Source organism: Streptomyces oceani (assembly GCF_001751245.1).
Taxonomy (GTDB): Bacteria; Actinomycetota; Actinomycetes; order Streptomycetales; family Streptomycetaceae; genus Streptomyces; species Streptomyces oceani.
In genome coordinates, this window is record NZ_LJGU01000133.1 from 72388 (window position 1) to 98478 (window position 26091).

Sequence of the window (26091 nt, forward strand, 5' to 3'; positions counted from 1 at the left end):
ATCGTCCACAACGAGTCCGAGGCGCCCCGCGCCCAGCGCGCTCGTACGCGGCCGCCCGCCCCGGCAACCGACCGATCCGCCCGGCCGACCTCCCCCGAACCGAAGGACAAGGACAGAGGACGAGTCGTGAGGTCCTCCGCCCCGCGGGGCCTCCGCCGCGGCGCGCCGAGCCTCGTACGCGCGCCGACGCGTCACCGCGACGCAGGCGCGCGTACGCCACACCCGGAGGCACTTGGTGCCTACACCCACCAGGTCGCCGGAAGGCGCCAACTCCGGCGAACAGCCCGCTCGGCGGCACTCCCCACAATGCTTCGGACGTGACATATGGCACTCAGTGCCAGGTGTTCTCGGATCGCCGCTGACCCTCTACGATCGCCGCATCCGGGTCCGGAAGAGAGCAGGAGCGAATCGTGCGCAAGGTGCTCGTAGCCAACCGCGGTGAGATCGCCATCCGGGCGTTCCGCGCCGCATACGAACTGGGTGTCTCCACCGTTGCCGTCTTCCCGTACGAGGACCGCAACTCGCTGCACCGGGCCAAGGCCGACGAGGCGTATCAGATCGGCGAACCCGGCCATCCCGTACGGGCCTACCTCTCGGTCGACGAGGTGATCAAGGCGGCACGGAAAGCCGGCGCCGACGCTGTCTACCCGGGCTACGGCTTCCAGTCCGAGAACCCGTTGCTGGCGCAGGCGTGCGAGGAAGCCGGGATCGCCTTCGTCGGTCCGCCGACCCGGGTGCTCCAGCTCACCGGCAACAAGGCACGGGCGGTCGCCGCCGCACGCGAGGCCGGTGTCAACGTGCTGCGTTCCTCCGCTCCTTCGGATGACGTCGAGGAGCTGCTCGGCGCCGCCGAGGACATCGGCTTCCCGGTGTTCGTCAAGGCCATCGCGGGCGGCGGCGGGCGCGGCATGCGCCGGGTCGAGGAGCCGGCGCGGTTGCGGGAGTCCGTCGAGGCCGCGATGCGGGAGGCGGAGTCCGCCTTCGGCGACCCCTCGGTGTTCCTGGAGGAGGCCGTGGTCAACCCACGGCACATCGAGGTGCAGATCCTCGCCGACGCCGAGGGCAACGTGGTGCACCTGTACGAGCGGGACTGCTCCGTCCAGCGCCGGCATCAGAAGGTCATCGAGATGGCCCCGGCGCAGAACCTCGATCCCGAGGTCCGGGGACGGATCTGCGCGGACGCGGTCGCCTTCGCCGAGCACATCGGCTACGTCAACGCCGGGACCGTGGAGTTCCTGCTGGACGAGCGCGGCCGGCACGTCTTCATCGAGATGAACCCCCGCATCCAGGTCGAGCACACCGTGACCGAGCAGGTCACCGGGCGCGATCTGGTCATCTCGCAGCTGCGTGTCGCCGCCGGGGCCACGCTGCCCGAACTCGGCTACACCCAGGAGCGGGTGACGGTGTCCGGCGCCGCGCTGCAGTGCCGTATCACCACCGAGGACCCGGCCAACGGCTTCCGCCCCGACACCGGCCATATCAGCGCCTACCGCTCCCCTGGCGGCCCCGGCGTACGGCTGGACGGCGGCACCACCCACACCGGGGCGGAGACCAGCGCGCACTTCGACTCGATGCTGGTCAAACTCACCTGCCACGGCCAGGACTTCGAGGCCGCCGTACGCCGCGCGCGGCGCGCGATCGCGGAGTTCCGCATCCGGGGCGTGGCGACCAACCTGCCCTTCCTCGCCTCGGTGCTCAGCGAACCGGACTTCGAGGCCGGCCGGGTCACCACCAGCTTCATCGACGAGCATCCGGAACTGCTGGTGGCCCGCAAGCCGGCCGACCGCGGCAGCCGGATGCTGCACTACCTGGCCGAGGTCACCGTCAACCAGCCTCACGGCAGCCGCCCCAGGACCGCCGACCCCAGCACCAAGCTGCCGCCGGTCGACCTCACCGCGCCCGCCCCGGACGGCTCCCGCCAGCTGCTGCGCGAGCTGGGGCCGGAACGCTTCGCCGAGCAGTTGCGGCGGCAGGACGCGCTCGCGGTGACCGACACCACCTTCCGGGACGCGCACCAGTCCCTGCTGGCCACCCGGGTACGCACCCGTGACCTGCTGGCCGTCGCCCCCCATGTGGCGCGCGTCGCGCCACGACTGCTCAGCCTGGAGTGCTGGGGCGGAGCCACCTACGACGTGGCGCTGCGGTTCCTCGCCGAGGACCCGTGGGAGCGGCTGGCGGCGCTGCGGGCTGCGGCGCCGAACATCTGCACCCAGATGCTGCTGCGCGGGCGCAACACCGTCGGCTACACGCCGTACCCGACCCGGGTGACCGACGCCTTCGTCGCGGAGGCCGCCGAGACCGGGATGGACATCTTCCGGATCTTCGACGCGCTCAACGACGTCGAGCAGATGCGCCCGGCCATCGAGGCCGTGCGCGCCACCGGCACCTCCCTGGCGGAGGTCGCGCTGTGCTACACGGGCGACCTCTCAAACCCGGCGGAGCGGCTGTACACACTGGACTACTACCTGCGGCTGGCCGAACGGATCGTCGAGGCCGGGGCGCACGTCCTGGCGATCAAGGACATGGCCGGGCTGCTGCGGCCACCGGCCGCCCGTACGCTCGTCCATGCGCTGCGCGAACGCTTCGACCTGCCCGTGCACCTGCATACCCACGACACCGCCGGCGGCCAACTGGCCACCCTGATCACCGCCGTGGACGCCGGCGTGGACGCGGTGGACGCCGCGGTCGCCAGCATGGCCGGCACCACCAGCCAGCCCTCGCTGTCCGCGCTGGTCGCCGCCACCGACCACACCGACCGCGCCACCGGGCTCGACCTGTCCGCGGTCGCCGACCTGGAACCGTACTGGGAGGCCGTACGCAAGGTCTACGCGCCCTTCGAGGCGGCGCTGCCCTCCCCGACCGGCCGGGTCTACCGGCACGAGATCCCCGGCGGACAGCTCTCCAACCTCCGCCAGCAGGCGATCGCGCTGGGCCTGGGTGACCGCTTCGAACTGGTCGAGGAGTGCTACGCCGCCGCCGACCGGATGCTGGGCCGGCTGGTCAAGGTCACGCCCTCCTCCAAGGTGGTCGGCGACCTGGCGCTGCACCTTGTCGGCGCGGGGGTGGAGCCGGCGGACTTCGAGACCGACCCGGGGAAGTACGACGTGCCGGACTCGGTGATCGGCTTCCTGCGCGGCGAGTTGGGTGACCCGCCAGGCGGCTGGCCGGAGCCCTTCCGTGGCCGGGCGTTGCAGGGCCGCAAGCCGGCGACGGAACCAGCGGGGCTGTCCGCCGAGGACCACCGACAGCTGGACGAGGACCGGCGGGGCGCGCTCAACCGGCTGCTGTTCCCCGGACCGGCCGAGGAGTACCGCGTGCACCGGGAGTCGTACGGCGACACCTCCGTGCTCAGCAGCCAGGACTTCTTCTACGGCCTGCAGGCGGAAGGCGAGCACACCGCCGAACTGGAGCCCGGTGTCACGCTGTTGATGGAACTGGAGGCGATTTCGGAGGCGGACGGGACGGGGCACCGTACGGTGCTGGCCTCGTTGAACGGTCAGCTCCGGCCGGTGTCGGTGCGCGACCGGTCGATCGAGACCAACACCAAGCCGGCGGAGAAGGCCGACTCCGGCAACGACCGCCAGGTCGCGGCGCCGTTCGCCGGTGCGGTGACCCTGCAGGTCGGCCAAGGCGACACCGTCGAGGAGGGCGACACGGTGGCCACCATCGAGGCGATGAAGATGGAGGCGTCCATCACGGCACAACGCTCCGGCACCGTGGCCCGGCTGGCCATCGGCGCGGTCCAGCAGGTGGAGGGCGGCGACCTGCTGCTGGAACTGTCCTGACGGGCTGGCGGGCTGGCGGGCTGGCGGGCTGGCGCACGAACCTCCGGAGGCCCACGGTACGTCGGGCACGGCCACCCCCCACAGCCGAGGCGACGCGACGGCGTCCGGTTCAGGTCGGCCGCCCCTGGTGCCGGCAGCCCTACTCCGCGCGTTCCTCGAACCACGGGTCGATCGGCGCGCTCTCCAGCCGCCGCCCCAGTTCGTCCAGCAGCCAGCCCTGCCGCTTGACCGTACGCAGCACCACCGCGTGGTCCAGCACCTCGAAGTCCGGGCACTCGGCCGCGATGCGCTCCTCCAACTCCAGGGCGCTGTCGGCGGAGTGCAGCCAGGTGGAGAGGATGACGTTGCTCTCGCCCGTGCAGATAACCAGGAGCCGCACCTCGGGAAGCCTCGCCAGCCGGTCGCAGATCCGGCGCCGCTCGGCGAGCGGCGCCCGGCCCCACAGCAGTGCGGTCACCGGCCACCCGGTGATGTGCTGGGCGACCTCGCAGCGGAAGGACACCGCGCCCGAGCGGGCGAGCCGGGACAGCCGGCGACGGGTGGCGGAGTGACTCGCTCCGGTGCGCTCGGCGAGTTCCGTCACCGGGAGGCGGCCGTCCGGGGCCAGGGTGAGCAGCAACCGACGGTCCGGGCCGGAGAGCGGCTCGGGGACCGTGCCGGCCGGCGGAGTGCGCGTACTCGCCGCCCGTAGCAGCCGGCGCTGGTCGCGGGAGAGCGCGTCCAGCCGCCAGTCGCTGCCGGCCACCTGGATACGCGTGGTGACCTGGGTGTTCACCCGGGTCACCCCGGGCAGCGAACTGACCCGGTCCAGCACGAAACGGGAGAGCGCCGGCAGATCCAGGGTCACCACGTTGAGGTGGAGGTCCCGGCCGCCCGCCACCTCCATCACGGACTTGGTCCGCGGGTCGCGGGCCAGGGTCAACGCCACCGCCTCCCGCTCGGCGGGCCGGCAGTCCACGTCGACGAAGGCGTTGCACAGCAGGCGCCACAGCTCCGGGCTGCCGGTCGCCGTCACCCAGGCGAGCCCGGAGCTTGAGACGCGGTGCCAGCGCCGGGCAACCGTCACGGCGCTCAGCCCGAGCGCCTCACCCACGGTCGCCCAGGGGGCGCGGGGGGCGATCTGCAGGGCGTTGGCGATCGCGAGGTCGGTCTCGTCCAGGCCGGTTCCGCGCCGCTCGGCGGCTCCGGCAGCGGAAGCGGAATCGGTGGGGGCCGCGGAAGCCGCGGCTGGAGCGGGAGCAGCCCCGGAAGCTGAGGACTCGGCGGCGAAATCCTTCATGACACGACCGTCATTGACGATTCCCATCGATTTTGCGGGCTGATCCGGGAGGGGTGACCAGCATGTTGCACACGTCACCGTCGCGCGAGCCGGAGCGGAAGACTGCGGCGTGCACGGTGTCCGTACGGCCCTCCGGAATGACGACTCCAGGAAGGACGAGATCCCGATGACCGACTCCCCAGCGGAACCCTGGGAGTGGACCGAGCCTACCTGGCGGCGGCATGTTCACCGGGTCCGCGCCGGACGTGGCCTTCTGCCGCGGCAGTGGCCCGGAGGGGCACGCTGTGCCGTGGCGGTCTCGTTCGACTCCGACCACGAGACCCCCGCGCTGCGGGACGGCGAGACCCGACCGGGCAAGCTCGCCCAGGGCGAGTACGGCGCCCGCGTCGCCGTCCCCAAGATCCTCGACATCCTGCGCCAGCACGCCGTGCCGGCCAGCTTCTACATGCCCGCGGTGTGCGCGCTGCTCCGCCCCTGGGAGGCGCGGGCGTATGTCGAGGCCGGTCACGAGGTGGGAATCCACGGCTGGATTCACGAGCGCAACGCGCTGCTGCCCGAGGCGACCGAGCGCGAACTGCAACTGCGCAGCGCCGACACGCTCGAGCAGGTGACGGGCGTGCGTCCGGTCGGCATCCGGACGCCCTCCTGGGACTTCTCCGACAACACCCTGTCGATCACCCGGGAGATGGGCCTGCTGTACGACTCCTCGCTGATGGCGGACGACGATCCGTACGAGCTGCTGGAGGACGGCGAACCCACCGGAGTGGTCGAGATCCCGGTGGAGTGGATTCGGGACGACGCGCCGTACTTCATGATGGAACGTTACGCCTCGCTGCGCCCGTACACCCCGCCCCGGGAGGTGCTGGAGATCTGGCGCGCGGAGTTCGACGCGGCGTACGCCGAGGGCGGCCTCTTCCAGCTCACCCTGCATCCGCACATCATCGGGCACCGCTCCCGGCTGGTGATCCTGCGGGAGTTGCTCGCCCACATCGCGACGCATCCGGACGTCTGGTGCGCCACCCACCAGCAGATCGCCGAGTACGGCCTGGCGCACGCCGAGCCGCCGCCCCCGGCCACGGGCGCCTCCCGCTAGCCCGGGCCGGGCGTGCCCCCTCACGCCCGGCCCGGCGTTCCGGGCCCGTTGCCTCACCGGCCTCCGGGTGGCACCGGCCCTCGGTCGCGCTCCCCTCCTGCCGCTCCCCTCCCCGGCCGCCGCCGCTCCCCGCCGACACCACTGTCCATGAAAGCGAGACCGTCCCCATGAGCACGGACTCCCCGAGCACCACGACCAGCACGACCGCACCCACCCACCGGCTGTCGCCCACCCAGCGGAAAGCCATCGTGGCGGGCACCATCGGCAACACCGTCGAGTGGGTCGACTGGGCGCTCTACGGGATCTTCGCGAAGATCATCGCGGAGGTGTTCTTCCCCAAGACCGACGGGGCCGTCGCGCTGCTGTCCACCCTCGCGGTGTTCGCCGTCGGCTTCGTCATGCGGCCGGTTGGCGCGGCGTACCTCGGTGCCTTCGCGGATCGGCACGGCCGGAAGAAGGGACTGACGCTCACCATCGGGCTGATGGCCGGAGCCGGCTTCGTCATCGCCCTCACCCCGAGCTACGAGTCCATCGGCCTGGCCGCTCCCGTGATCCTGCTGCTCGCCCGGCTCGTTCAGGGCTTCTCGGCGGGCGGCGAGTTCGGTTCCTCCTCGGCCTTCCTGGTGGAGTCGGCCGCTACGGGCCGGCGGGGCTTCGCCGGGTCCTGGCAGCAGGTCTCGGTGGCCGGCGGCGTGCTGATCGCCTCGCTGCTGGGCACGCTGTGCACCAACCTGCTCAGTGAGGACGCGCTGCACTCCTGGGGCTGGCGGGCCGCGTTCCTGGTGGGCGGCCTGCTGGGCCTGGTCGGGCTGTGGCTGCGGGTGTCCGTCGAGGACAGTCAGTCCTTCACGGAGGCACGCGGCAGCGGACGGGCGAAGAGCAACCCGCTCAAGGCGATGTTCGTCGAGCACCCGGTCGCCGCGCTGCGGGTCGCCGGCATCACGATCGCTGGGACCCTCACCTACTACATCTGGGTCAACTACCTTCCCACGTACGCCAACATCACCACCGGCATCCCGCTGGAGCGGGCGCTGTTGTCCCAGACGCTGTGCCTGATCGTCTTCATCATCGCGCTCCCCTTCGTCGGGCTGCTCTCCGACCGGATCGGCCGCAAGCCCACCATGGCCACCTTCGCGGGCGGCTTCGTCGTCCTCGCCTGGCCGCTGCTCCAACTGCTCGGCGACAGCTTCCTGAGCGTCTTCCTGGTGCAACTGGTCGGCATGCTGCTCATCCTCGGCTATTCGGCGAACTGCGCCGTGATCATGGCGGAACAGTTCCCGCCCGAGGTACGCGCCACGGGCATCGCCCTCCCGTACGCCCTCGCCGTCGCCGCCTTCGGCGGCACCGCGCCGTACGTCACCACCTGGCTGGACGACTCCGGGCACGCCGACCTGCTGTGGCTGTACGTCGCGGCCTCTGCGCTGATCTCCTTCGTCGTCTACGTCACCATGCCCGAGACGAAGGACAAGGAGTTCCGCTGATGTCCCACATCCTCGTCACCGGCGCCGCGAGCGGCATCGGCCGGGCGGTGGCCGAGGCTTTCGCCCGGCCCGGGGACCGCCTCAGCCTCGCGGACATCGACGGCGCCAAACTGACCGACCTGGCCGACGGGTTGATCGAGCTGACCGAACAGCCCCGGTCCCGGCAGCCCACCGTCAGCACCCTGCGCACCGACCTGACAAAGCCCACCGCGCCCGAGGAGTGCGTGCGCTCCTGCTGGGAGCGCGCCGGACCGGTGGACGTCCTGGTCAACGCGGCCGGCGTGTACCCCTCACACGACATGGCGGACCTCGACGCGCGGGTCTGGGACGCGGTCTTCGCGCTCAACACCCGAGCCCCCGCGCTCGCCACGGCCGAGCTGGCGCGGCGGGCCATCCGGGCCGGCCGTCAGGCGTCCGTGGTGAACATCTCCTCCGGCGCGGCGCTGCGTTCCCGCTACGGCGGAGGGCCGTACGCCAGCTCCAAGGCCGCGCTGGAGATGGCGACCCGGGCCGCCGCGCTGGAACTGGGGGCGCACGGAATCCGGGTGAACGCGGTCAGCCCCGGCTTCGTACCGGTGGACAGCGACTGCAACCCGGTGTCCGCCGAGTACGCGGCGGCCGTCTCGCCGAATCCGCTCGGCCGCTCCGGCACCCCGGGGGACATCGCGGCGGCGGTCCGCTGGCTCGCCGGCCCGGAGGCCGGCTGGGTGACCGGGGAGATCCTCCGGGTGGACGGCGGATCGTCGGCGGGCACGCTGGGGCTGCCGCGTATCCATCCGGCCTCGTAGCGATACGGACGCCCCCGGACCTCAGTGACCCCGCCCGGTGATCCCGGGACGAGCGACAGCACAAGGACACGGAAAGCATGACTCACCTGTCAACGGACCCCCACACCCGTCCCTACACCGTCGTCGGCGCCGGAGCCATCGGCGGCACCCTCGCGTACGCCCTGGCCAGCGCCGGCCATCCGGTCACCGTGGTGGACACCGACCGGGAACACGTCGAGGCGATCCGGACGCACGGACTCGTCCGTGAGAAGGACGGCGTCCGGGAGCGGATCACGCTCAAGGCGACCACTCCCGAGGAGTGCACCGGACCGCTGCGGCGTGTGCTGCTGGCCGTCAAGGCGCAGGCCACCGAGCGGGCCCTGGACTGGCTGGCGCCCCGACTGGTGCCGGACGGTTACGTCGTCTCGGTGCAGAACGGCTTCAACGAGCCGTTGATCGCCGAGCGCGTGGGCGGCGACCGTACCCTCGCGGCGTTCGTCAACATATTCGCCGACGTGATCGAGCCCGGCGTCATCCGCGACGGCGGCCACGGCGCGCTCGTCGTCGGCCAGCCGGGCGGCGGGGTGATCGGCGCGCGGGTACGCGACCTGGTCACGGACCTGCGCGCGTGGGGACCGGCACAGGCCAGCGACAACGTCGAGGGGTACCTGTGGGCGAAGGCCGGGTTCGGCGCGATGCTCGCGGCGACCGCGCTGGCCGACGACACCATGGCCGACCTGATCGACCGGCACCGGCCCGCCATGTACGCGCTGGCGGCCGAGGTGTTCGACGTCGCCGCCACCACCGGCACCCGCCTCGAGCCCTTCGACGCCTTCGAGGCGCACGCCTTCACCCGGGAGGCCGACCCGGCCGTACGCGACGCCGCCTGCGACCGGCTCACGGCCTGGCTGCGCGGCCAGCCCAAGAACCGCAGCGGCATCTGGCGCGACCTGGCCGTGCGGCGCCGTCCGGTGGAGGTGACCACGCACTACGCCTCCGTGTTCGAGACGGCCGACCGGGCCGGTCTGGACACCCCGGTGCTACGCCGGGTCGTCACCGCGCTGCGGGAACTCGAGGACGATCCGGGAGGCATGTCCGAGGAGCGCCTCGCCGACCTGGACCGGATCGCCAGCGGCGACGTACGCGAGCTTCCCGGTGTGCCCGCGCTCACCGACGAGCAGGCAGGTGCCGTGCAGGACTGGCTCCGGGATCGTCACGAGGAGATGGTCGCGGATCTCGCCGCCTACACCGAACGGGGCAGCTCCAGCGAGGATCCCGAGGCGCTGCGGAGTTGTCTGAGCTGGCTGCGTGACTGGCTTGGCGCCTCGCTCGGTCCGCCGGAGAAGGAGGAGCTGCTGCGCCGGGAGGGCGGCCGGGACATCCTAGTCCAGCGATACCCCGGTGTGCGGGACGCGCGTACCGGAGGCCACAGCTCGCGGGACGGAGCTGGCAGGGCCGGTGGGGCGGACACGGCCGGCGGGGCGGACACGGCCGGCGGGGCGGACACGGCGGAACAACCGGTGTTGCTGCTCTGCCACTACGACACGGTGTGGCCCACCGGGACCCTGCTGGACTGGCCGTTCCGGCGGGAGGGCGACCGGGTCAGTGGCCCGGGGGTGTTCGACATGAAGGCGGGCCTCGTGCAGGCGGTCTGGGCGCTACGCGCCCTGGACGCGCTGCGGCTGCCCCGCCCGCCGTGCACGCTGCTGCTGAACGGGGACGAGGAGACGGGCAGCCACGCCTCCAGCGAGACCATCCTGGCCGAGGCGCGTACGTCCCGCGCGGCACTGGTGTTCGAGGCGAGCGCCGAGGGCGCGGTGAAGACGACCAGGAAGGGGGTGGGGCTGTTCACCCTCGTCGTCACCGGCACCGAGGCGCACGCCGGACTGGACCCGGAGGCCGGGGCGAGCGCGGTCGACGAACTGGCCCAACAGGTCCTGCGGTTGCGCGCGTTGGACGATCCGGCGGCCGGCACCTCGGTGAACGTGGGCGTGGTGCACGGGGGCACCCGAAGCAACGTCACGGCCGGCCGGGCGGTGGCGGAACTGGACGTACGGGTCGCATCGAGGGCCGAACAGAAGCGGGTCGACGCGGCGTTGGACGAGCTGACACCAGTGGACGAGCGTACGTCACTCGGCGTGTCGGGCGGCTGGAACCGGCCGGTCTTCGAGCGTACGAGGGACGTCGCGCGCATGTACCAGCTGGCCCGGGCCTGCGCCGCGCCGCTCGGACTGGATCTGCGGGAGGCCGCCGTGGGCGGCGCGAGTGACGGCAACTTCGTGCTCGCGGCCGGCACACCCGTGCTGGACGGCATCGGAGCCGTGGGAGCCGGGGCGCACGCGCGCTCGGAACACGCGACGGTGAGCGGCATGACCGAACGGTCGGCGCTGGCCGCGGGCGTGCTGGCGGCCCTCGCGATCGGCTGAGCCGCGGGCCGCGAACGGCCGGGCGACGGGCGACGGGCGACGGGCGACGGCCCGCGGCCGCGGGCCGTCGGAGATACGGATCGGGGGCCGCGGGGGTGTCCCCGGCCTGGTACGTCCCACCGCCTCGGCCGTCCCGTCCTCAGCCGGGCGTGACGTCCTGCCGTACCTCGGGTAGCTCGAAGTGCGGGATACGGTCCAGTACGTCCAGGTAGTGCGGGTTGTGCATCACCCCGAGCACGTTCCCGAACGGGTCGACCACCGAGGCCGTCACGAAGCCGGCCTCCCGCTCGGTCACCGCCTCGTAGCCGGTGGCTCCGCGTTCCAGCAGCTGCTCGTAGGCGGCCCGTACGTCGTCCACCTGCCAGAACAGTACGGCGCCCCCGGGCCCCTCGGTGGCTGCGGTCGGGGCGTACCGGCGGTCGATCAACCCCAGCTCAGCCTGGAAGTCACCGATCCGGAACTCCGCGTACGCCAGCACCCCGTCCGGCCCGTGTCGCTGGAAGTACGGCTCGACGCCAAGCAGTTGGGCGTACCACTGGGCCGCCTCGGTCACGTCGTCCGCCCAGAAGCTGACGGTCGCCATTCCGCGCAACATGTCGAATCCCTCCGCCGTGCCGGAGCCGTCCGCTCCGCGCTGCTGGCAGGACACGTTACGAAGCCCCGCGGCCCGTACCGTGCCGCAATGCCGAGTCGCCGGTACGAGCGGCGTGTCCCGTGGCGTGGCCCAGGTCGCGAGGGCAGGCGCGGGCATTCGCTACCGGCAGCGCCCCACGGCCGGTCAATGGCCGCCGTCACCCGGCAGGTTGCCCTCCTTGTCAGCGACCTTGAGCAGCCCGCCCATGCCCTGGTCCGCGTGGCTCTGCACGTGGCAGTGGTACATCCACCGGCCCGGGCCCACGAGTTCGCCGGCGAGCACCTGGAAGCCGAAGGAGTCGCCGGGGCCGCAGATCTTGTTGTCGATGATGGCGGTGGTCTCGTCCGGGTCCGCGAGCATACCGGTGCGGTTGTCAGCCCAGCGGTGACCGTGCATGTGGAAGGTGTGGTAGTACTCGCCGTGCGTGATCATGACAACCTCACAGCGGTCACCGATCCGCGCGTCGAAGTCGGGCGCCTCGTCACCCGGCCTGCCTGTCCGGTTGTTGACCGTCATGTCGTTGAACACGATGGTGAACTGCCGGTCCGGCAGCGGATCTCCCTCGCGGCGTACGACCAGCCCGCCGTAGAGGCCGTTACGGATGCCGCCGGTGCCGTGGGACGTGCCGACCGCGTGGTCGTGGTAGTGCCAGTAGCCCGCGCTGCCGGCGCGCACGGTGCCGTCGTCGCGCCGCCCAGGCCCGTGTGCCTTCCAGGTGTAGAGCCGGGTCTTGCCGGGTTCGACGGCGCTGTCGGTCATGGGAGTGCCGTCACTGTCGATCTCGTAGTCGACGCCGTGGACGTGCAGGCTCGCCGCGACGTCGAGCATGTTCACCACCTCGATGTGCAGGGTCTCCCCCTCGTACATCTCCAGCAGCGGGCCCGGGATGGTGGCCTTGCCCGGCTCGAGGCCGTATCCCATCTGGCCGTCGGACAGCGCCTCCATGTAGAGGGTGAGCAGGCGCGGCTCCTTGGAGGGAGCGGACGGTGCCCGGCGAGGCTGGGCGGTGGCCGCCGTACCGAGGGCGGTCGGAGTCAGGGCGGCAGCGGCGGCTCCGCCGGCGAAGGCGCGGCGGGAGAAGCGTGATCGGGACATGTTGGGTGCCTTCCTCAGTCCTGGTTCCACGACGCTGACGGCACATCATGCTAGGAACTCGAGCAGAGTTTGCCCACCCTCAGGACAAAGTTGTGCCTTATCTGGACATAGCCATTGGCGAACCGGCGAAAGTCGTTTAGCTTCCTAGAGCGTTGCTGTCACCTACGAGAGGTGTACAACCATGCGACGCCGTAGACACGTCCTGGCCATGGCCGCGACGCTGACCCTTTCGCTGCTGATGGGCACACCCGCCGCGGCCGGGCCGGACGCCTCGAACGGCCGGACGGACACCAGCGAGCTGCCCGGTGGAGCCGACGTCCGGGTGCTGGTCTTCCACAGCCGTGACGCACCCGAGGAGCGGACGGAGGCCGGCGTACGGGCCATCCGGGAGATCGGCGAGAAGGCGCCGGCGGACAAGAGCTTCCGCACGAGGGTGAGTTCCAACCCGGGGGCCTTCACCTCCGGCAACCTCAGCAAGTACAACGCCGTGGTCTTCCTCGCCACGACCGGCGACCTGCTGAACGAGGACCAGGAGTCGGCCTTCCGCGAGTACGTACGCTCCGGCGGCGGCTTCCTCGGACTGCACGACGCGGCACGCGCCGAGCCAGACTCCGACTGGTTCACCGGCCTCCTCGGCGCCCGACCCGCGGACGACTCGCCCACGGATCCGCAACGGGCCGTGGTCGAGGTGGGCGATCGCGTCCACCCGGCGACCGACGGGCTGCCGTTGGAGTGGGCTCGCGGGGACGTCTGGCTCAACTGGAAACAGAACCCGAGCGGTCAGGTGCACACCGTCGCCCGGGTGCGCGAGCGGTCGTACGAGCCCGGGCAGGACGCCATGGGCTGGGACCACCCGGTCTCCTGGTGCCACGACTACGAGGGCGGCCGTTCCTTCTACACCGGCATGGGCGGTACGGCCGCGGGCTTCGACGGGGCGAACTTCCGCAAACACCTGAGCGGCGCCCTGCAGTGGACGAGCCGCCTCGCCCGCGCCGACTGCCAGGCCACGATCACCGACAACTACGAGGCCACCCGACTCACCCAGCCCAACCAGCCGGACGAGTTGGACCAGATCGGCGAGCCACACGGGTTGGACATCGCCGAGGACGGACGGGTGTTCTCCATCGGCCGCGGCGGTGGCATGCCGGACGCCCCGGTCGTCACCGACTGGGACGACCCGCAGGTCGGACTGGGCCAGGGCACCCTGCACGTATGGGACCCGCGCACCGAGAAGGTCACCAAGGCGGGCACCCTGGATGTCTTCGGCAACAAGGGCGGCGGCGACGAGCTGGTCAAGAACGAGGAGGGGCTGCTCGGCATCGCGCTGGACCCCGACTTCCTGGAGAACGGTCGGATCTACCTGCACTGGACACCGCACTCCGAGATCGACCGCGAGACGCACATGGCCGAACGGCGGGTGTCCAGCTTCCAGTTCGACCTGGAGACCAACAAGCTCGACCCGTCCTCGGAGCAGACACTGCTCAGCTGGCCGGTACAGATCCACAGTTGCTGCCACGCCGGCGGCGGCATGGACTTCGACTCGAAGGGCAACCTCTACGTCGCCACCGGGGACAACAACTCCTCCCAGTTCAGTGACGGCTACTCCGGCAACAACCCACAGCCCGACTTCCAGGGCGTGTCCTTCGCCGACGCCCGCCGCACCGCCGGAAACACCAACAACCTCAACGGCAAGATCCTGCGCATCCACCCGGAGGACGACGGCGGCTACACCGTCCCCGAGGGCAACCTCTTCAGCGGAGACGAGGCGGGCGGCGGGAAGACCCGCCCGGAGATCTACGTGATGGGCGTACGCAACCCCTCGCGGATCTTCGTCGACGACCAGACCGACACGCTCTACGCCGGGTGGGTCGGCCCGGACGCCGCCGAACCCAGCACCACCTGGGGCCCCGCGAAGTACGACACCTTCGCCGTCATCACCTCGGCGGGCAACCAGGGGTGGCCGTACTGCATGGGGAACAAGCAGCCCTATCGGGACCGCAACCTGCCCGATCCGAGCAAGCCGCTGGACTGGTACGACTGCGACCAGCTCAAGAACGAGTCACCGCACAACGACGGCCTGGTCAACATCCCACCGGCCCGGGACAACAACATCTGGTACTCGCCACAGGGCGGCGGCCCCGACTACCCCCGCGACGAGAACGGCCTGCCCAGCTATCAGCCGGACGAGCAACTGCTGCGCCTGCCCTGGCTCAAGGGCGGCGGCCAGGCGGCCATGACCGGCCCGGTGTACCAGTACGACGAGCGAAGCAACAGCGAGTCCAAGTGGCCGGCCTACTGGGACGGCAAATGGCTCGTCGGCGACTTCTACGACGGCGAACAGCCCCGGCACGCCCTGGTGATGGACCCCGCCAACGCCGGGAGCGGCGGACTGCCCGTACACGCCGAGAGCCTGGACGAGATCGTGCCCGCCGGCGAGGGCGGCATCCGCAACCTCATGGACTGGAAGTTCGGTCCCGACGGCGCGCTGTACGCCCAGGACTACGGGCGTGGCTTCTTCACCGCGGACGACAAGTCCGCGCTGTGGCGCGTCACCTACGAGGGCGGGGCGCCGACCCCGCTGCCGGGCGACCTGATCCGAGACCGTACCTCCTGAGCGGTCCACCCAGATGAAGAGGGGACGCGATGTACAGACGTCGAGGGTCGAGCCCTCGCTCAAAACGGGCGCCGATCGGGCTGGTGGTGCTGCTGTTGACGGCGCTGTCGCTGGTCACGGCGCCGACCGCGCAGGCCCAGCGGTCGGCTGACCGCCCGTCCGAACGCGCCGGTGGCGGTGCCGCCGCCGAACAGGTGCTCACCTGGACCGCCGACAACAGCACCACGGAGTACGCCTCCGCGCCCACCACGGCGGTCGCGGGCGAGGCCACGCTGGTCTTCGAGAACAGCGCGGCCACCGGCAACACCACGAGCATGCCGCACACCCTGACCTTCGACACCTCGAATCCCGACTACAACTCCGACGTGGACGTGAACATCCTGGCCAACCCCGACGACGCGAACGGCGGTCGCCACGAGGTGACCGTCAACCTCTCCCCCGGCGTGTACCGCTACTACTGCACCATCCCCGGACACGGTCAGATGCAGGGCGAGTTGGTGGTCACCGGGGACGGCGGCAACGACACCACGCCGCCCCAGGTCAGCGCGGACGTCTCCGGGTCGCAGGACGACACGGGCGCGTACGTCGGCAGCGCCACCGTCGCTCTGTCCGCCAGCGACGACTCCTCCGGCGTGGACACCATCGAGTACGCCCTGAACGACGGGGCGTGGAACCCGTACCAGGCGCCCGTCCCGGTCGACACCCCGGGAGAGCACACCCTGCGGTTCCGCGCCACGGACACCGCGGGGAACACCTCCGAGGAGAAGTCCGTGTCCTTCACGGTGGTCGAGCCACCCGCGGACGACACCACGCCGCCGGAGGTCTCGGCCACCGTCGACGGCGAGCGGAACGCCGACGGCGACTACGTCGCCATGGCCACGGTCACCCTGGACGCCGCGGACCCGGGTTCCGGGGTCGCGAGCATCGAGTACGCCGTGGCCGGCGGCGAGTTCACGCCGTACGACGAACCGTTCATGATCCACGCGGCGGGTGAGCACACGGTGACCTACCGGGCCACCGACCACTCGGGGAACTCCTCCGAGGCCGCGACGGTCACCTTCACCATCGTGCCTGAAGAGGGCGAGCCCGACCCCGAATGCCCCGAGCGGGACGACCGCCCCTTGGTGCGGGTCGGCTACGAGCACACCGGCGTCCCCAACCGCGTGGCGCCGGACGGCTGCACGGTCAACGAACTGATCGAGGACGAGGCGACCTGGGACGGGCGCGAGGCGTTCCGGGACCACGTGCGTACGGTCACCGAGGGGTTGGTCACGGACGGCGTACTCGACGAGGCGGAACGCCGCGCCGTCGTGGACGCCGCCAAGCGCTCCGACATCGGCCGCAAGGGCACCCAGGGCTACGAGAGGATCTTCGACGGGAGCCAGAAGTCCTTCGACCGCTGGAAGCACGTCGGGGGCGGAGGTTTCGGGCTGAACGGTGACGGCTCGATGACCAGCAGCGGCGTCAAGCAGGGCATGGGGATGCTGTGGTTCCCGGAGAAGACCTACGAGGACTTCTCGATCCGGCTCCAGTTCCGCGACGACGCGCCCGGCGAGGGCAACGCCAACAGCGGCGTCTTCGTGCGCTTCCCCGACGTGCGCGACCATCCGGAGGAGTCCCGGCCGGAATGGGTGGCCATCAAGTACGGGCACGAGGTACAGATCATGGACGCCGAGGGCGGTGACCAGTACAAGACCGGCTCGCTCTACGGCTTCGACCTGGTCACCCGGGGCGAGTCGATGGTGATGCCGAAGGGCACCTGGAACGACTACGAGATCCGGGTGGTCGACCAGCACTACACCATCTACCGCAACGGTCGGCTGATCAACGAGTTCGAGAACGCGCCGGGGCAGCTCTTCTCCCCGCCGCGCTCCGACGACCCCGGCACGGACGGCCGGCAACACGCCGAGGGGTACATCGGGCTCCAGGCCCACAGCACCTCGGACGTGATCACCTACCGGGACATCCGCGTACGGCCGCTCTGAACCACCCGGAGCCGGGGCCGGTCCCGTCGCGTGTGGACGGGACCGGCCCCGGCTCCCTCGGGCTCGAGATCGGGACAGGGACCGTCAGACGTTGAAGCCCAGCGCCCGCAACTGCTCACGACCGTCGTCGGTGATCTTGTCCGGACCCCACGGCGGCATCCAGACCCAGTTGATCTTCAACTCCTGCACCAGGCCCTCGGTCGCGGACCGCGCCTGGTCCTCGATGACGTCGGTCAGCGGGCAGGCCGCCGAGGTCAACGTCATGTCGATCGTGGCGACGTTGGAGTCGTCGACGTGCACGCCGTAGATCAGGCCGAGGTTGACGACGTCGATGCCCAGCTCGGGGTCCACCACGTCGTACAGCGCCTCGGTGACCTCTTCCTCGCTCGCCGGCTTGGTGGTCGTCTCGCTCATCCGGTCTTCTCCTTCGCCGCGCCCTCGCCCAGCGCCTGGGCGGTGGCGTCCTTCCATGCCATCCAACTCAGCAGAGCACACTTGACCCGCGCGGGATACTTCGAGACGCCGGCGAACGCGACCGCGTCCTCCAGTACGTCCTCCATCGCGTCGTCCGGCTCCAGTTGCCCCCTGGACTGCATCAGCTCCAGGAAGGTGCCCTGGATCTGCTCCGCCCGCTCGAGCGGCTTACCGACCAGCAGTTCGTTCAGTACGGACGCGCTCGCCTGGCTGATCGAGCAGCCCTGACCCTCGTACGACACGTCGGCCACCGTGTGCCCCTCGTACCGCACGCGCAGCGTGATCTCGTCGCCGCAGGTCGGGTTGACGTGGTGCACTTCGGCGTCGCCCTCGCGCAGGCCACGCCCGTGCGGGTTCTTGTAGTGGTCCAGGATCACTTCCTGGTACATCGAGTCCAGCTTCACGAATCCGTCCTGTCCGTGCCGGCAGTCGTCGTGCGGTGCAGCGCCCGGTCAGCCGAAGAAATTCCGCACATGCTCCAGTCCGTCCACCAGGGCGTCCACATCGGCCATGGAGGAGTAGAGGTAGAACGACGCCCGGGTGGTGGCCGGGATGCCGTACCGCAGGCAGACGGGACGGGCGCAGTGGTGTCCCACCCGCACCGCGATGCCCTGCTCGTCCAGCACCTGACCCACGTCGTGCGGGTGGATGTCCCCCAGTGTGAACGAGATCGTGGCACCCCGCTCCTCGGCCGTGGTGGGACCGATGATGCGCAGATCCGGCACCTCGGCGAGGCGTCGCACCGCGTACTCCGTGATCGCGTGCTCGTGCGCCGCGATCGCGTCCATCCCGATGGCCGAGAGGTAGTCCACGGCCGCGCCGAGGCCGACCGCCTGCGCGATCGGGGGCGTGCCCGCCTCGAACTTGTGCGGCGCGGGGGCGTACGTCGACGAGTGCATCGAGACGGTCTCGATCATCTCGCCGCCGCCCAGGAACGGCGGGAGGTCGTCCAGCAGTCCCTTACGCCCCCACAACACCCCGATACCCGTCGGGCCGCACATCTTGTGCCCGGTGAAGGCCACGAAGTCGGCCTGCAGCGCCTGCACGTCCAACGGCATGTGCGGGGCCGCCTGCGAGGCGTCGACGACGACCAGCGCGCCGACATCCTGCGCGCGCCGGACGATCGGCTCCACCGGGTTGGCGGTGCCCAGGATGTTGGAGACCTGCACGAAGGAGACGACCTTCGTCTTCTCCGTGATGATCTCGTCGATCCTGGACAGGTCCAGCCGGCCGTCGTCGGTCAGCCCGAACCACTTCAGCTTCGCGCCGGTGCGCTCGGCGAGCAGCTGCCACGGGACGATGTTGGAGTGGTGCTCCATCTCCGTGATGACGATCTCGGAGTCCCGCTCCACCCGGTACGGTTCCTCGGCCCAACCGAGCATGTTGGCGACCAGGTTCAGCGACTCGGAGGCGTTCTTGGTGAACACCACCTCGTCCCGGCTCGGTGCGTTGACGAACTCCGCGACCTTGTCCCGGGCGCCCTCGTACAACGCGGTGGCTTCCTCGGCGAGGACGTGCACACCGCGGTGCACGTTCGCGTTGGACCGCTCGTAGTAGCCACTGAGCGCGTCCAGCACCTGACGCGGCTTCTGCGAGGTCGCCGCGTTGTCCAGGTACACCAACCGGGTGTCGTCGTGGATGGTGCGATCGAGGATCGGGAAATCCTTGCGGATCGCCTCGGCGTCGAGCTGGCCGGCGGGTGCCCGGCGGGCGGAAGTCACGCTGCTGCGCCACCCTTCACGTAGGACTCGTAGCCCTCCTCCTCCAGCTTGTCCGCCAGCTCCGGGCCGCCGGACTCGGCGATCCGGCCCTGGGCGAAGACATGGACGTGGTCGGGCTGGATGTAGCGGAGGATGCGGGTGTAGTGGGTGATCAGCATGGTGCCGACCTGGCCACCCTCCCGCACCCGGTTGACGCCCTCGGAGACCACCCGGAGCGCGTCCACGTCCAGGCCGGAGTCGGTCTCGTCGAGCACCGCGATCCGCGGCTTGAGCAGTTCGAGCTGCAGGATCTCGTGCCGCTTCTTCTCACCGCCGGAGAAGCCCTCGTTGACGTTGCGCTCCGCGAAGGCCGGGTCGATCTTGAGGCGCTCCATGGCCTCCTTGACCTCCTTGACCCAGGTACGCAGCTTGGGCGCCTCGCCACGGATGGCGGTGGCGGCCGTACGCAGGAAGTTGGAGACGGAGACGCCCGGCACCTCGACCGGGTACTGCATGGCGAGGAAGACGCCGGCGCGGGCCCGCTCGTCCGGAGTCATCTCCAGGACGTCCTCGCCGTCCAGCCTCACCGAGCCACCGGTGACGGAGTACTTGGGGTGGCCGGCCAACGAGTACGCGAGAGTGGACTTCCCGGAGCCGTTCGGCCCCATGATCGCGTGCGTTTCGCCCTGCTTCACGGTCAGGTCGACGCCACGCAGGATCTCGTTCGGACCGTTCTCGGTGTCGACGGATACGTGCAGGTCGTTGATCTCAAGCGTTGCCATGGGGAACTCAGGACTCCTGGGTGACGGAGACGAGCACAGCCGCGTCGGGGCCGTCTCCTTCGATCTTGACGGGGTATACGGGGACGGGCTGGGTCGCGGGCAGGCCCGAGGGTTTGCCGGTGCGCAGGTCGAAGCTGGAGCCGTGCAGCCAGCACTCGATCTGGCAGTCCTCCACCTCGCCCTCGGAGAGCGAGACATGGGCGTGCGAGCAGATGTCGTGGATCGCGTACACCTCGCCCTCGGTACGGACCAGGGAGATCGGCGTCTCGCCGACCTCCACCCGCTTGGGGGTGTCCTCCTCCAGCTCGCCGAGGCTGAGGACGCGTACGTAGCCGGTGTCGTCGCTCATACGGACGCCTCCAACTCCGCCTCGATCTTGGCGATCAGCCGCTCCTCCACGTCGGGCAGGCCGATCTGCTGGACGAGCTCCGCGAAGAAGCCGCGCACCACCAGCCGGCGGGCCTCCCGCTCGGTGATGCCACGGGCCATGAGGTAGAACAGCTGCTCGTCGTCGAAGCGGCCGGTCGCGGAGGCGTGACCGGCGCCGACGATCTCTCCGGTCTCGATCTCAAGGTTCGGCACGGAGTCGACCCGGGCGCCGTCGGTGAGGACGAGGTTGCGGTTGAGTTCGTAGGTGTCGGTGCCCTCGGCCGCCGCGCGGATGAGTACGTCGCCGATCCACACGGCGTGTGCCTCCGCACCCTGCAGCGCGCCCTTGTAGGCGACGTTGCTACGGCAGTTGGGGCTGTCGTGGTCGACCAGCAGCCGGTGCTCCTGGTGCTGGCCGTTGTCGGTGAAGTAGAGGCCGTACAGCTCCGCCTCGCCGCCCGGACCGGCGTAGTTGACCTGTGGCTGGAGCCGCACCAGGTCGCCGCCGAAGGTGACCACCACGGACTTGAAGCGGGCGTCCCGGCCGACCAGCGCGTTGTGCTGGGAGCAGTGCACGGCGGTGTCGTCCCAGTCCTGCACCGAGACGACGGTCAGCTTGGCGCCGTCGCCCAGGACGTACTCGACGTTGGCCGCCCGGACGTTGTCCCCGGTGTGGTCGAGCACCAGCACCGCCTCCGCGAAGGCGCCCACCTCGAACACTGTGTGCCCGTAGGACACCCCGCCCTCGCCGTGCAGGCTCACCCGGATCGGCTCGCTGAGCACCGCCTCCTTGGCGACCGTGACCACGGCCGCCTTCTCGAAGGAGTTGAACGCCTGCGCCGACACCCGGTCGACGGGCTTGCCCGCCCGGCCGATCCGGGGATCGTCCCGGCCGACGGTCTCGACCGTGACGCCCTCCGGAGCGGACACCTCCGTCTTGAGCGAGCCGGACGCCTCCGCGCTGCCGTCGTGCAGACCGCGCAACCGCTCGAGCGGCGTGAACCGCCACTCCTCCTCGCGGCCGTGCGGCACCGGGAAGTCCGCCACGTCGAAGGACGGCTCCGCGCTCATCCTCGTGGCGACGGTGGACTCGGCGGCCACCGCGATCGATCCGGTGGTGTTCGAACCGACCGGGATGTTCTGAGCCTCAGCCATGGCTGTCGTCCAGCTCGCTCTCTCTGTCTCTGTGCGCTGGTCTACGGATACGTGGTGCGTTCCGCCCGGTCCGCAGACCGCGGTCTGCGGACCGGGCGGAACGCGGTGGACGGACGCGGCTGGAGCGGCGCCCGCCGTGGTCGAGTGGGCCTCAGCCGACCGCGCCCTCCATCTGCAGCTCGATCAGCCGGTTCAGCTCGAGGGCGTACTCCATGGGCAGCTCCTTGGCGATCGGCTCCACGAAGCCCCGCACGATCATCGCCATCGCCTCGTCCTCCGTGAGGCCACGGCTCATGAGGTAGAACAGCTGGTCGTCGCTGACCTTGGACACCGTCGCCTCGTGCCCCATGGTCACGTCGTCCTCCCGGACGTCGACGTACGGGTAGGTGTCCGAGCGGGAGATCGTGTCCACCAGCAGGGCGTCGCACAGGACGTTCGACTTGGAGCCCTCGGCCCCCTCACCGATCTCGATCAGCCCGCGGTAGGACGTACGACCGCCGCTGCGGGCCACCGACTTGGAGACGATGTTGGAGGACGTGCGCGGCGCCATGTGCACCATCTTGGCACCGGCGTCCTGGTGCTGGCCCTCCCCGGCGAACGCCACCGACAGGGTCTCGCCCTTGGCGTGCTCGCCCATGAGGTACACCGCTGGGTACTTCATGGTGACCTTGGAGCCGAGGTTCCCGTCCACCCACTCCATGGTCGCGCCCTCGTACGCCACGGCGCGCTTGGTGACCAGGTTGTAGACGTTGTTCGACCAGTTCTGGATGGTCGTGTAGCGGCACCGGCCGCCCTTCTTGACGATGATCTCCACGACGGCGGAGTGCAGCGAGTCCGAGTTGTAGATCGGCGCGGTGCAGCCCTCGACGTAGTGCACGTAGGCGTTCTCGTCGACGATGATCAGTGTCCGCTCGAACTGGCCCATGTTCTCGGTGTTGATCCGGAAGTACGCCTGCAGCGGGATGTCGACGTGCACGCCCGGCGGGACGTAGATGAAGGAACCACCGGACCACACGGCGGTGTTCAGGGCTGCGAACTTGTTGTCGCCGGCAGGGATGACCGTGCCGAAGTGCTCCTGGAAGAGCTCCGGGTGCTCCCGCAGAGCGGTGTCGGTGTCCAGGAACAGCACGCCCTGGGCCTCCAGGTCCTCCCGGATCTGGTGGTAGACGACCTCGGACTCGTACTGCGCGGCGACACCCGCGACCAGCCGCTGCTTCTCCGCCTCCGGGATGCCCAGCTTGTCGTAGGTGTTCTTGATGTCCTCCGGCAGGTCCTCCCAGGTCTGCGCCTGCTGCTCGGTGGACCGCACGAAGTACTTGATGTTGTCGAAGTCGATGCCGCTCAGGTCGGAGCCCCAGTTCGGCATGGGCTTCTTCGAGAAGAGCTTCAGCCCCTTGAGGCGGGACTTCAGCATCCAGTCCGACTCTTCCTTCTTCTCCGAGATGTCCCGGACGACGGCCTCGGACAGTCCTCGCTTGGCGGCGGCGCCGGCCGCGTCGGAGTCGGCCCAGCCGTATTCGTACTTGCCCAGACCTTCGAGCTCGGGGTGAGCGGTCTCCGTGGGGAGCGTCATGCGGGGTTCCTCCCGGCCGCCTCGGCGGCTGCTGTCGTGGTGTCGCTGGTGTCGCTGGTGTGACTGGCGGTGTGGTCTTCGGCGGTGCTGGTTCTCACGGCGTCTGCTGTTTCGGGGCGGTGCTGTCGGTGCTGTCGGTGCCGTCGGTGCCGGCTCGCCCCGCCGTGGCGGGGTGCGCGTCTCCGGCGTCGGCGGCACTCCTCGCGGCGGGCGCACGCGGCACGAAGGTGGTACAGACCCCGTCCCCGTGCGCGATCGTGGCGAGCCGCTGGACGTGAGTGCCGAGCAGTTGGGAGAAGACCTCCGTCTCCGCCTCGCACAGCTGCGGGAACTCCTCGGCGGCGTGCGCCACGGGGCAGTGGTGCTGACAAAGCTGCTCTCCGGTGGACCCCGGCGCCTCACGTGCCGTGGCAGCGTACCCGTCCTGCGTCAACGCCCGCGCCAACGCCTGCGTACGACCCTGGGCGGGCGCGCGGTCGAGTATCTGCCGGTAGCCCTCCGCCTGTGCCTCGGCCCGGGACCGGGCGAAGGCCGCGATCGCGGCCCGACCGGCCGCGCCGTCGCCCGCGCCACGCGCGATCCAGTGCAGCGCGTCCAGGGCGAGCTGGTCGTACGCCTGGTCGAAGGCGTCCCGGCCGCCGTCAGTGAGGGCGAAGACCTTCGCCGGACGACCTCGGCCCCGCGAGCCGTACACCCGCTTCTCCCGTGCCTCCACGACGCCCTCTCCGGCCAGGGTGTCGAGGTGGCGGCGGACCGCGGCCTGTGTCAGCCCCAGACGCTTCGCCAGGTCCGCGGCGGTGGACGGGCCGTGGTCGAGGATCGAGCGGGCGACCCGGTTACGGGTGCCGTGCTGCTCGTCCGAAACCGACGTCGAGGCAGCACCAGCGGCGGCGGGTCCGGCCGCCGCGCGCGTCGTCTCCGCATCGCCGTCCTTTTTCACAACGCCATTGTTGCGTAATTCTCCGGAGTCCAGCAAGCCAGGCCCTGACCTGCTGGAATGGCGTGCGTCACGTAAGGCGAACCTTACCAAGCACCCGCTCGGCCACCCGCGAGACCCGCTCCCTAGACTCCCCCCATGCACTCCGAGCCGGCTGTCAAGATCGCGGGTCTGGTGAAGCGCTACGCCGGCAAGACCGCCGTGGACGGACTCGACCTGCGCCTGGCCGCCGGCCAGGTCACCGGGGTCCTCGGACCGAACGGCGCCGGCAAGACCACCACAGTGGAGATCTGCGCGGGCTTCCGGCACCCGGACGCGGGCGACGTACGCGTGCTGGGCCGCGATCCACTCGCCGAAGCCGCCGCGCTGCGCCCCCGGATCGGCGTCATGCTGCAGCAGGGCGGCGTCTACCCCGGCGCCCGCGCCGCCGAGATGCTGCGGCACATCGCGGCCCTGCACGCGCACCCGCTCCCCGTCGAGCCACTGATCGAACGACTGGGCCTGGGCAGCTGCGGTCGTACGCCCTACCGTCGGCTGTCCGGCGGCCAACAGCAGCGGCTCGCGCTGGCGATGGCCGTCGTCGGGCGGCCGGAACTGGTCTTCCTGGACGAGCCCACCGCGGGCCTCGACCCGCAGGCCCGGCACGCCACCTGGGAGCTGATCCGCCAACTGCGCACGGACGGCGTCACGGTGCTGCTGACCACGCACCACATGGCCGAGGCCGAGGAACTCTCCGACGAGGTCGCCATCATCGACGCCGGCCGCCGCATCGCCTCCGGGCCACCGGAGGAGCTGTGCCGCGGCGGCGCGGAGAACTCCCTCCGCTTCACCGGGCGCCCCGGACTCGACGTGGTATCGCTGCTCAAGGCGCTGCCGCGGCAGAGCACCGCGGTGGAACTCACCCCGGGCGCGTACCGGGTGACCGGCGACGTCGATCCGCAACTGCTGGCCACCGTCACCTCCTGGTGCGCGCAGAACGGCGTGCTGCCCCACAGTCTCACCGTGGAACGCCGCACCCTCGAAGACGTCTTCCTCGAGCTGACCGGCAAGGAGCTTCGCTGATGGCCACCGGCGAGAGCACGTTCGCCCCGGCGGCGGGAGCGGCCCCGCTGCCGCGCATGATCCGCGCGCAGGCCGCGCTGGAGACCCGGATGCTGCTGCGGCACGGCGAACAACTGCTGCTGACCGTGGTGATCCCCACCCTGCTGCTGGTGCTGTTCGGCGGCGTGGACCTGGTCGACCTGCCCGGCGACGGGGCGGGCGACAGCTCGCGGGTGGACTACCTCGCGCCCGGCGTCCTCGCTCTGGCCGTGCTGTCCACCGCCTTCACCGGACAGGCGATCTCCACCGGCTTCGAGCGACGGTACGGCGTGCTGAAGCGGCTCGGCGTCTCGCCGCTGCCGCGCTGGGGGCTGATGACCGCGAAGACTCTGTCGGTGCTGGCCATCGAGGCCTTGCAGGTAGTGCTGCTGACCTCGGTGGCCTTCGCGCTCGGCTGGTCCCCGAGGGGCGGTGCGCCGGCCGTGCTGGCCGTACTGCTGCTGCTTGTGGCCGGGACGGCGGCCTTCTCCGGGCTGGGGCTGCTGATGGCCGGCACGCTCCGCGCGGAGGCGACACTCGCCGCGGCGAACCTGGTGTTCATCCTGCTGCTGGTCGGCGGCGGTGTGGTGGTGCCGCTGGACAAGTTCCCCGACCCGGTGCGCGGCGTACTCGAGCTGCTGCCGATCTCCGCGCTCTCCGAGGGACTGCGCGAGGTCCTGCGGCACGGGGCCGGTATGCCCTGGGGCGAGCTGGTCCTGCTGGCGGTCTGGGCAGTGCTCGGGCTGACCGCGGCGGCCCGGTTCTTCCGCTGGGACTGACCGCCTCCCCCCGCGCTACCAACCCGTACGGGCCGCGCCCGTGACCCCCTTGTGAAGGCACGCACAAGAGGGTCCTAGCATGG

Annotated in this window: 20 protein-coding genes; 9 read left to right on the top strand and 11 right to left on the bottom strand. The window is 70.7% G+C overall.

Translation table 11 applies throughout. The annotated features are described in order from the left end of the window. Window positions 1–407: 407 nt before the first annotated feature. Window positions 408–3785 carry a pyruvate carboxylase gene (locus AN216_RS18040; protein WP_070197728.1) on the top strand — a complete coding sequence of 1126 codons (3378 nt, stop codon included), beginning with the start codon at window positions 408–410 and terminating at the stop codon, window positions 3783–3785. 139 nt (window positions 3786–3924) lie between these two features. Here the strand turns inward: AN216_RS18040 and AN216_RS18045 are convergent, their stop codons facing one another. Continuing rightward, window positions 3925–5064, bottom strand: coding sequence for an Lrp/AsnC family transcriptional regulator (locus AN216_RS18045; protein WP_170843158.1), 1140 nt, complete (start codon window positions 5062–5064; stop codon window positions 3925–3927). Between the two features lie 166 nt (window positions 5065–5230). Between AN216_RS18045 and AN216_RS18050 the strand changes: the two genes are divergently transcribed. The 4 genes from AN216_RS18050 to AN216_RS18065 all read left to right on the top strand — a co-directional run bounded on the left by AN216_RS18050 (window position 5231) and on the right by AN216_RS18065 (window position 10831). Continuing rightward, window positions 5231–6157: a polysaccharide deacetylase family protein gene (locus tag AN216_RS18050; protein WP_070197815.1), complete on the top strand. Its 927-nt coding sequence runs from the start codon at window positions 5231–5233 to the stop codon at window positions 6155–6157. Between the two features lie 167 nt (window positions 6158–6324). Then, window positions 6325–7638 (top strand): MFS transporter, encoded by a 1314-nt coding sequence (locus AN216_RS18055; RefSeq protein WP_070197729.1) that lies wholly within the window; start codon window positions 6325–6327, stop codon window positions 7636–7638. Continuing rightward, the gene (locus AN216_RS18060; protein WP_070197730.1) at window positions 7638–8426 is read left to right on the top strand and encodes an SDR family NAD(P)-dependent oxidoreductase; all 789 of its coding nucleotides are present in this window, start codon (window positions 7638–7640) and stop codon (window positions 8424–8426) included. The genes AN216_RS18055 and AN216_RS18060 overlap by 1 nt, the downstream gene beginning before the upstream one ends. A gap of 77 nt (window positions 8427–8503) precedes the next feature. After that, window positions 8504–10831 (top strand): 2-dehydropantoate 2-reductase, encoded by a 2328-nt coding sequence (locus tag AN216_RS18065; RefSeq protein ID WP_070197731.1) that lies wholly within the window; start codon window positions 8504–8506, stop codon window positions 10829–10831. Window positions 10832–10970: 139 nt separating this feature from the next. On the opposite strand, the gene AN216_RS18070 is transcribed toward AN216_RS18065, so the two are convergent. Both AN216_RS18070 and AN216_RS18075 read right to left on the bottom strand, forming a co-directional pair. After that, window positions 10971–11426, bottom strand: coding sequence for a VOC family protein (locus AN216_RS18070; protein WP_070197816.1), 456 nt, complete (start codon window positions 11424–11426; stop codon window positions 10971–10973). A gap of 183 nt (window positions 11427–11609) precedes the next feature. Next, window positions 11610–12560, bottom strand: coding sequence for a multicopper oxidase domain-containing protein (locus AN216_RS18075; RefSeq protein ID WP_070197732.1), 951 nt, complete (start codon window positions 12558–12560; stop codon window positions 11610–11612). Window positions 12561–12798: 238 nt separating this feature from the next. Between AN216_RS18075 and AN216_RS18080 the strand changes: the two genes are divergently transcribed. Beyond that, on the top strand, window positions 12799–15174 hold the full coding sequence (locus tag AN216_RS18080; protein ID WP_420855763.1) for a ThuA domain-containing protein: 2376 nt from the start codon (window positions 12799–12801) through the stop codon (window positions 15172–15174). A 29-nt stretch (window positions 15175–15203) separates the two neighbouring features. Beyond that, a complete protein-coding gene (locus tag AN216_RS18085) occupies window positions 15204–17159 on the top strand; it encodes an OmpL47-type beta-barrel domain-containing protein (RefSeq protein WP_070197733.1) in 1956 nt (651 codons plus the stop codon). Between the two features lie 84 nt (window positions 17160–17243). On the opposite strand, the gene AN216_RS18090 is transcribed toward AN216_RS18085, so the two are convergent. From AN216_RS18090 to AN216_RS18125, 8 genes are all read right to left on the bottom strand, one after another. Beyond that, window positions 17244–17573, bottom strand: a complete 330-nt coding sequence (locus tag AN216_RS18090; RefSeq protein WP_070197734.1) for a metal-sulfur cluster assembly factor — start codon at window positions 17571–17573, stop codon at window positions 17244–17246. After that, a complete protein-coding gene (sufU, locus tag AN216_RS18095) occupies window positions 17570–18037 on the bottom strand; it encodes a Fe-S cluster assembly sulfur transfer protein SufU (RefSeq protein ID WP_070197735.1) in 468 nt (155 codons plus the stop codon). The genes AN216_RS18090 and sufU overlap by 4 nt, the downstream gene beginning before the upstream one ends. 48 nt (window positions 18038–18085) lie before the next feature. Continuing rightward, entirely contained in the window at window positions 18086–19354 is a 1269-nt protein-coding gene (locus AN216_RS18100) for a cysteine desulfurase (protein ID WP_070197736.1), read from the bottom strand. Next, on the bottom strand, window positions 19351–20115 hold the full coding sequence (gene sufC, locus AN216_RS18105) for a Fe-S cluster assembly ATPase SufC (RefSeq protein WP_070197737.1): 765 nt from the start codon (window positions 20113–20115) through the stop codon (window positions 19351–19353). The genes AN216_RS18100 and sufC overlap by 4 nt, the downstream gene beginning before the upstream one ends. A gap of 7 nt (window positions 20116–20122) precedes the next feature. Next, window positions 20123–20464: a non-heme iron oxygenase ferredoxin subunit gene (locus AN216_RS18110; protein ID WP_070197738.1), complete on the bottom strand. Its 342-nt coding sequence runs from the start codon at window positions 20462–20464 to the stop codon at window positions 20123–20125. After that, on the bottom strand, window positions 20461–21639 hold the full coding sequence (gene sufD, locus AN216_RS18115; RefSeq protein ID WP_070197739.1) for a Fe-S cluster assembly protein SufD: 1179 nt from the start codon (window positions 21637–21639) through the stop codon (window positions 20461–20463). Before sufD ends, AN216_RS18110 begins: the two co-directional genes overlap by 4 nt. A gap of 151 nt (window positions 21640–21790) precedes the next feature. Beyond that, window positions 21791–23212 carry a Fe-S cluster assembly protein SufB gene (sufB, locus tag AN216_RS18120; protein WP_070197740.1) on the bottom strand — a complete coding sequence of 474 codons (1422 nt, stop codon included), beginning with the start codon at window positions 23210–23212 and terminating at the stop codon, window positions 21791–21793. A gap of 94 nt (window positions 23213–23306) precedes the next feature. Continuing rightward, window positions 23307–24152 carry a helix-turn-helix transcriptional regulator gene (locus AN216_RS18125; RefSeq protein ID WP_070197741.1) on the bottom strand — a complete coding sequence of 282 codons (846 nt, stop codon included), beginning with the start codon at window positions 24150–24152 and terminating at the stop codon, window positions 23307–23309. Between the two features lie 135 nt (window positions 24153–24287). On the opposite strand from AN216_RS18125, the gene AN216_RS18130 reads away from it, so the two are divergent. Continuing rightward, window positions 24288–25211, top strand: a complete 924-nt coding sequence (locus AN216_RS18130) for an ABC transporter ATP-binding protein (RefSeq protein ID WP_070197742.1) — start codon at window positions 24288–24290, stop codon at window positions 25209–25211. Then, entirely contained in the window at window positions 25211–26008 is a 798-nt protein-coding gene (locus tag AN216_RS18135; protein ID WP_070197743.1) for an ABC transporter permease, read from the top strand. Before AN216_RS18130 ends, AN216_RS18135 begins: the two co-directional genes overlap by 1 nt. Window positions 26009–26091: the final 83 nt, after the last annotated feature.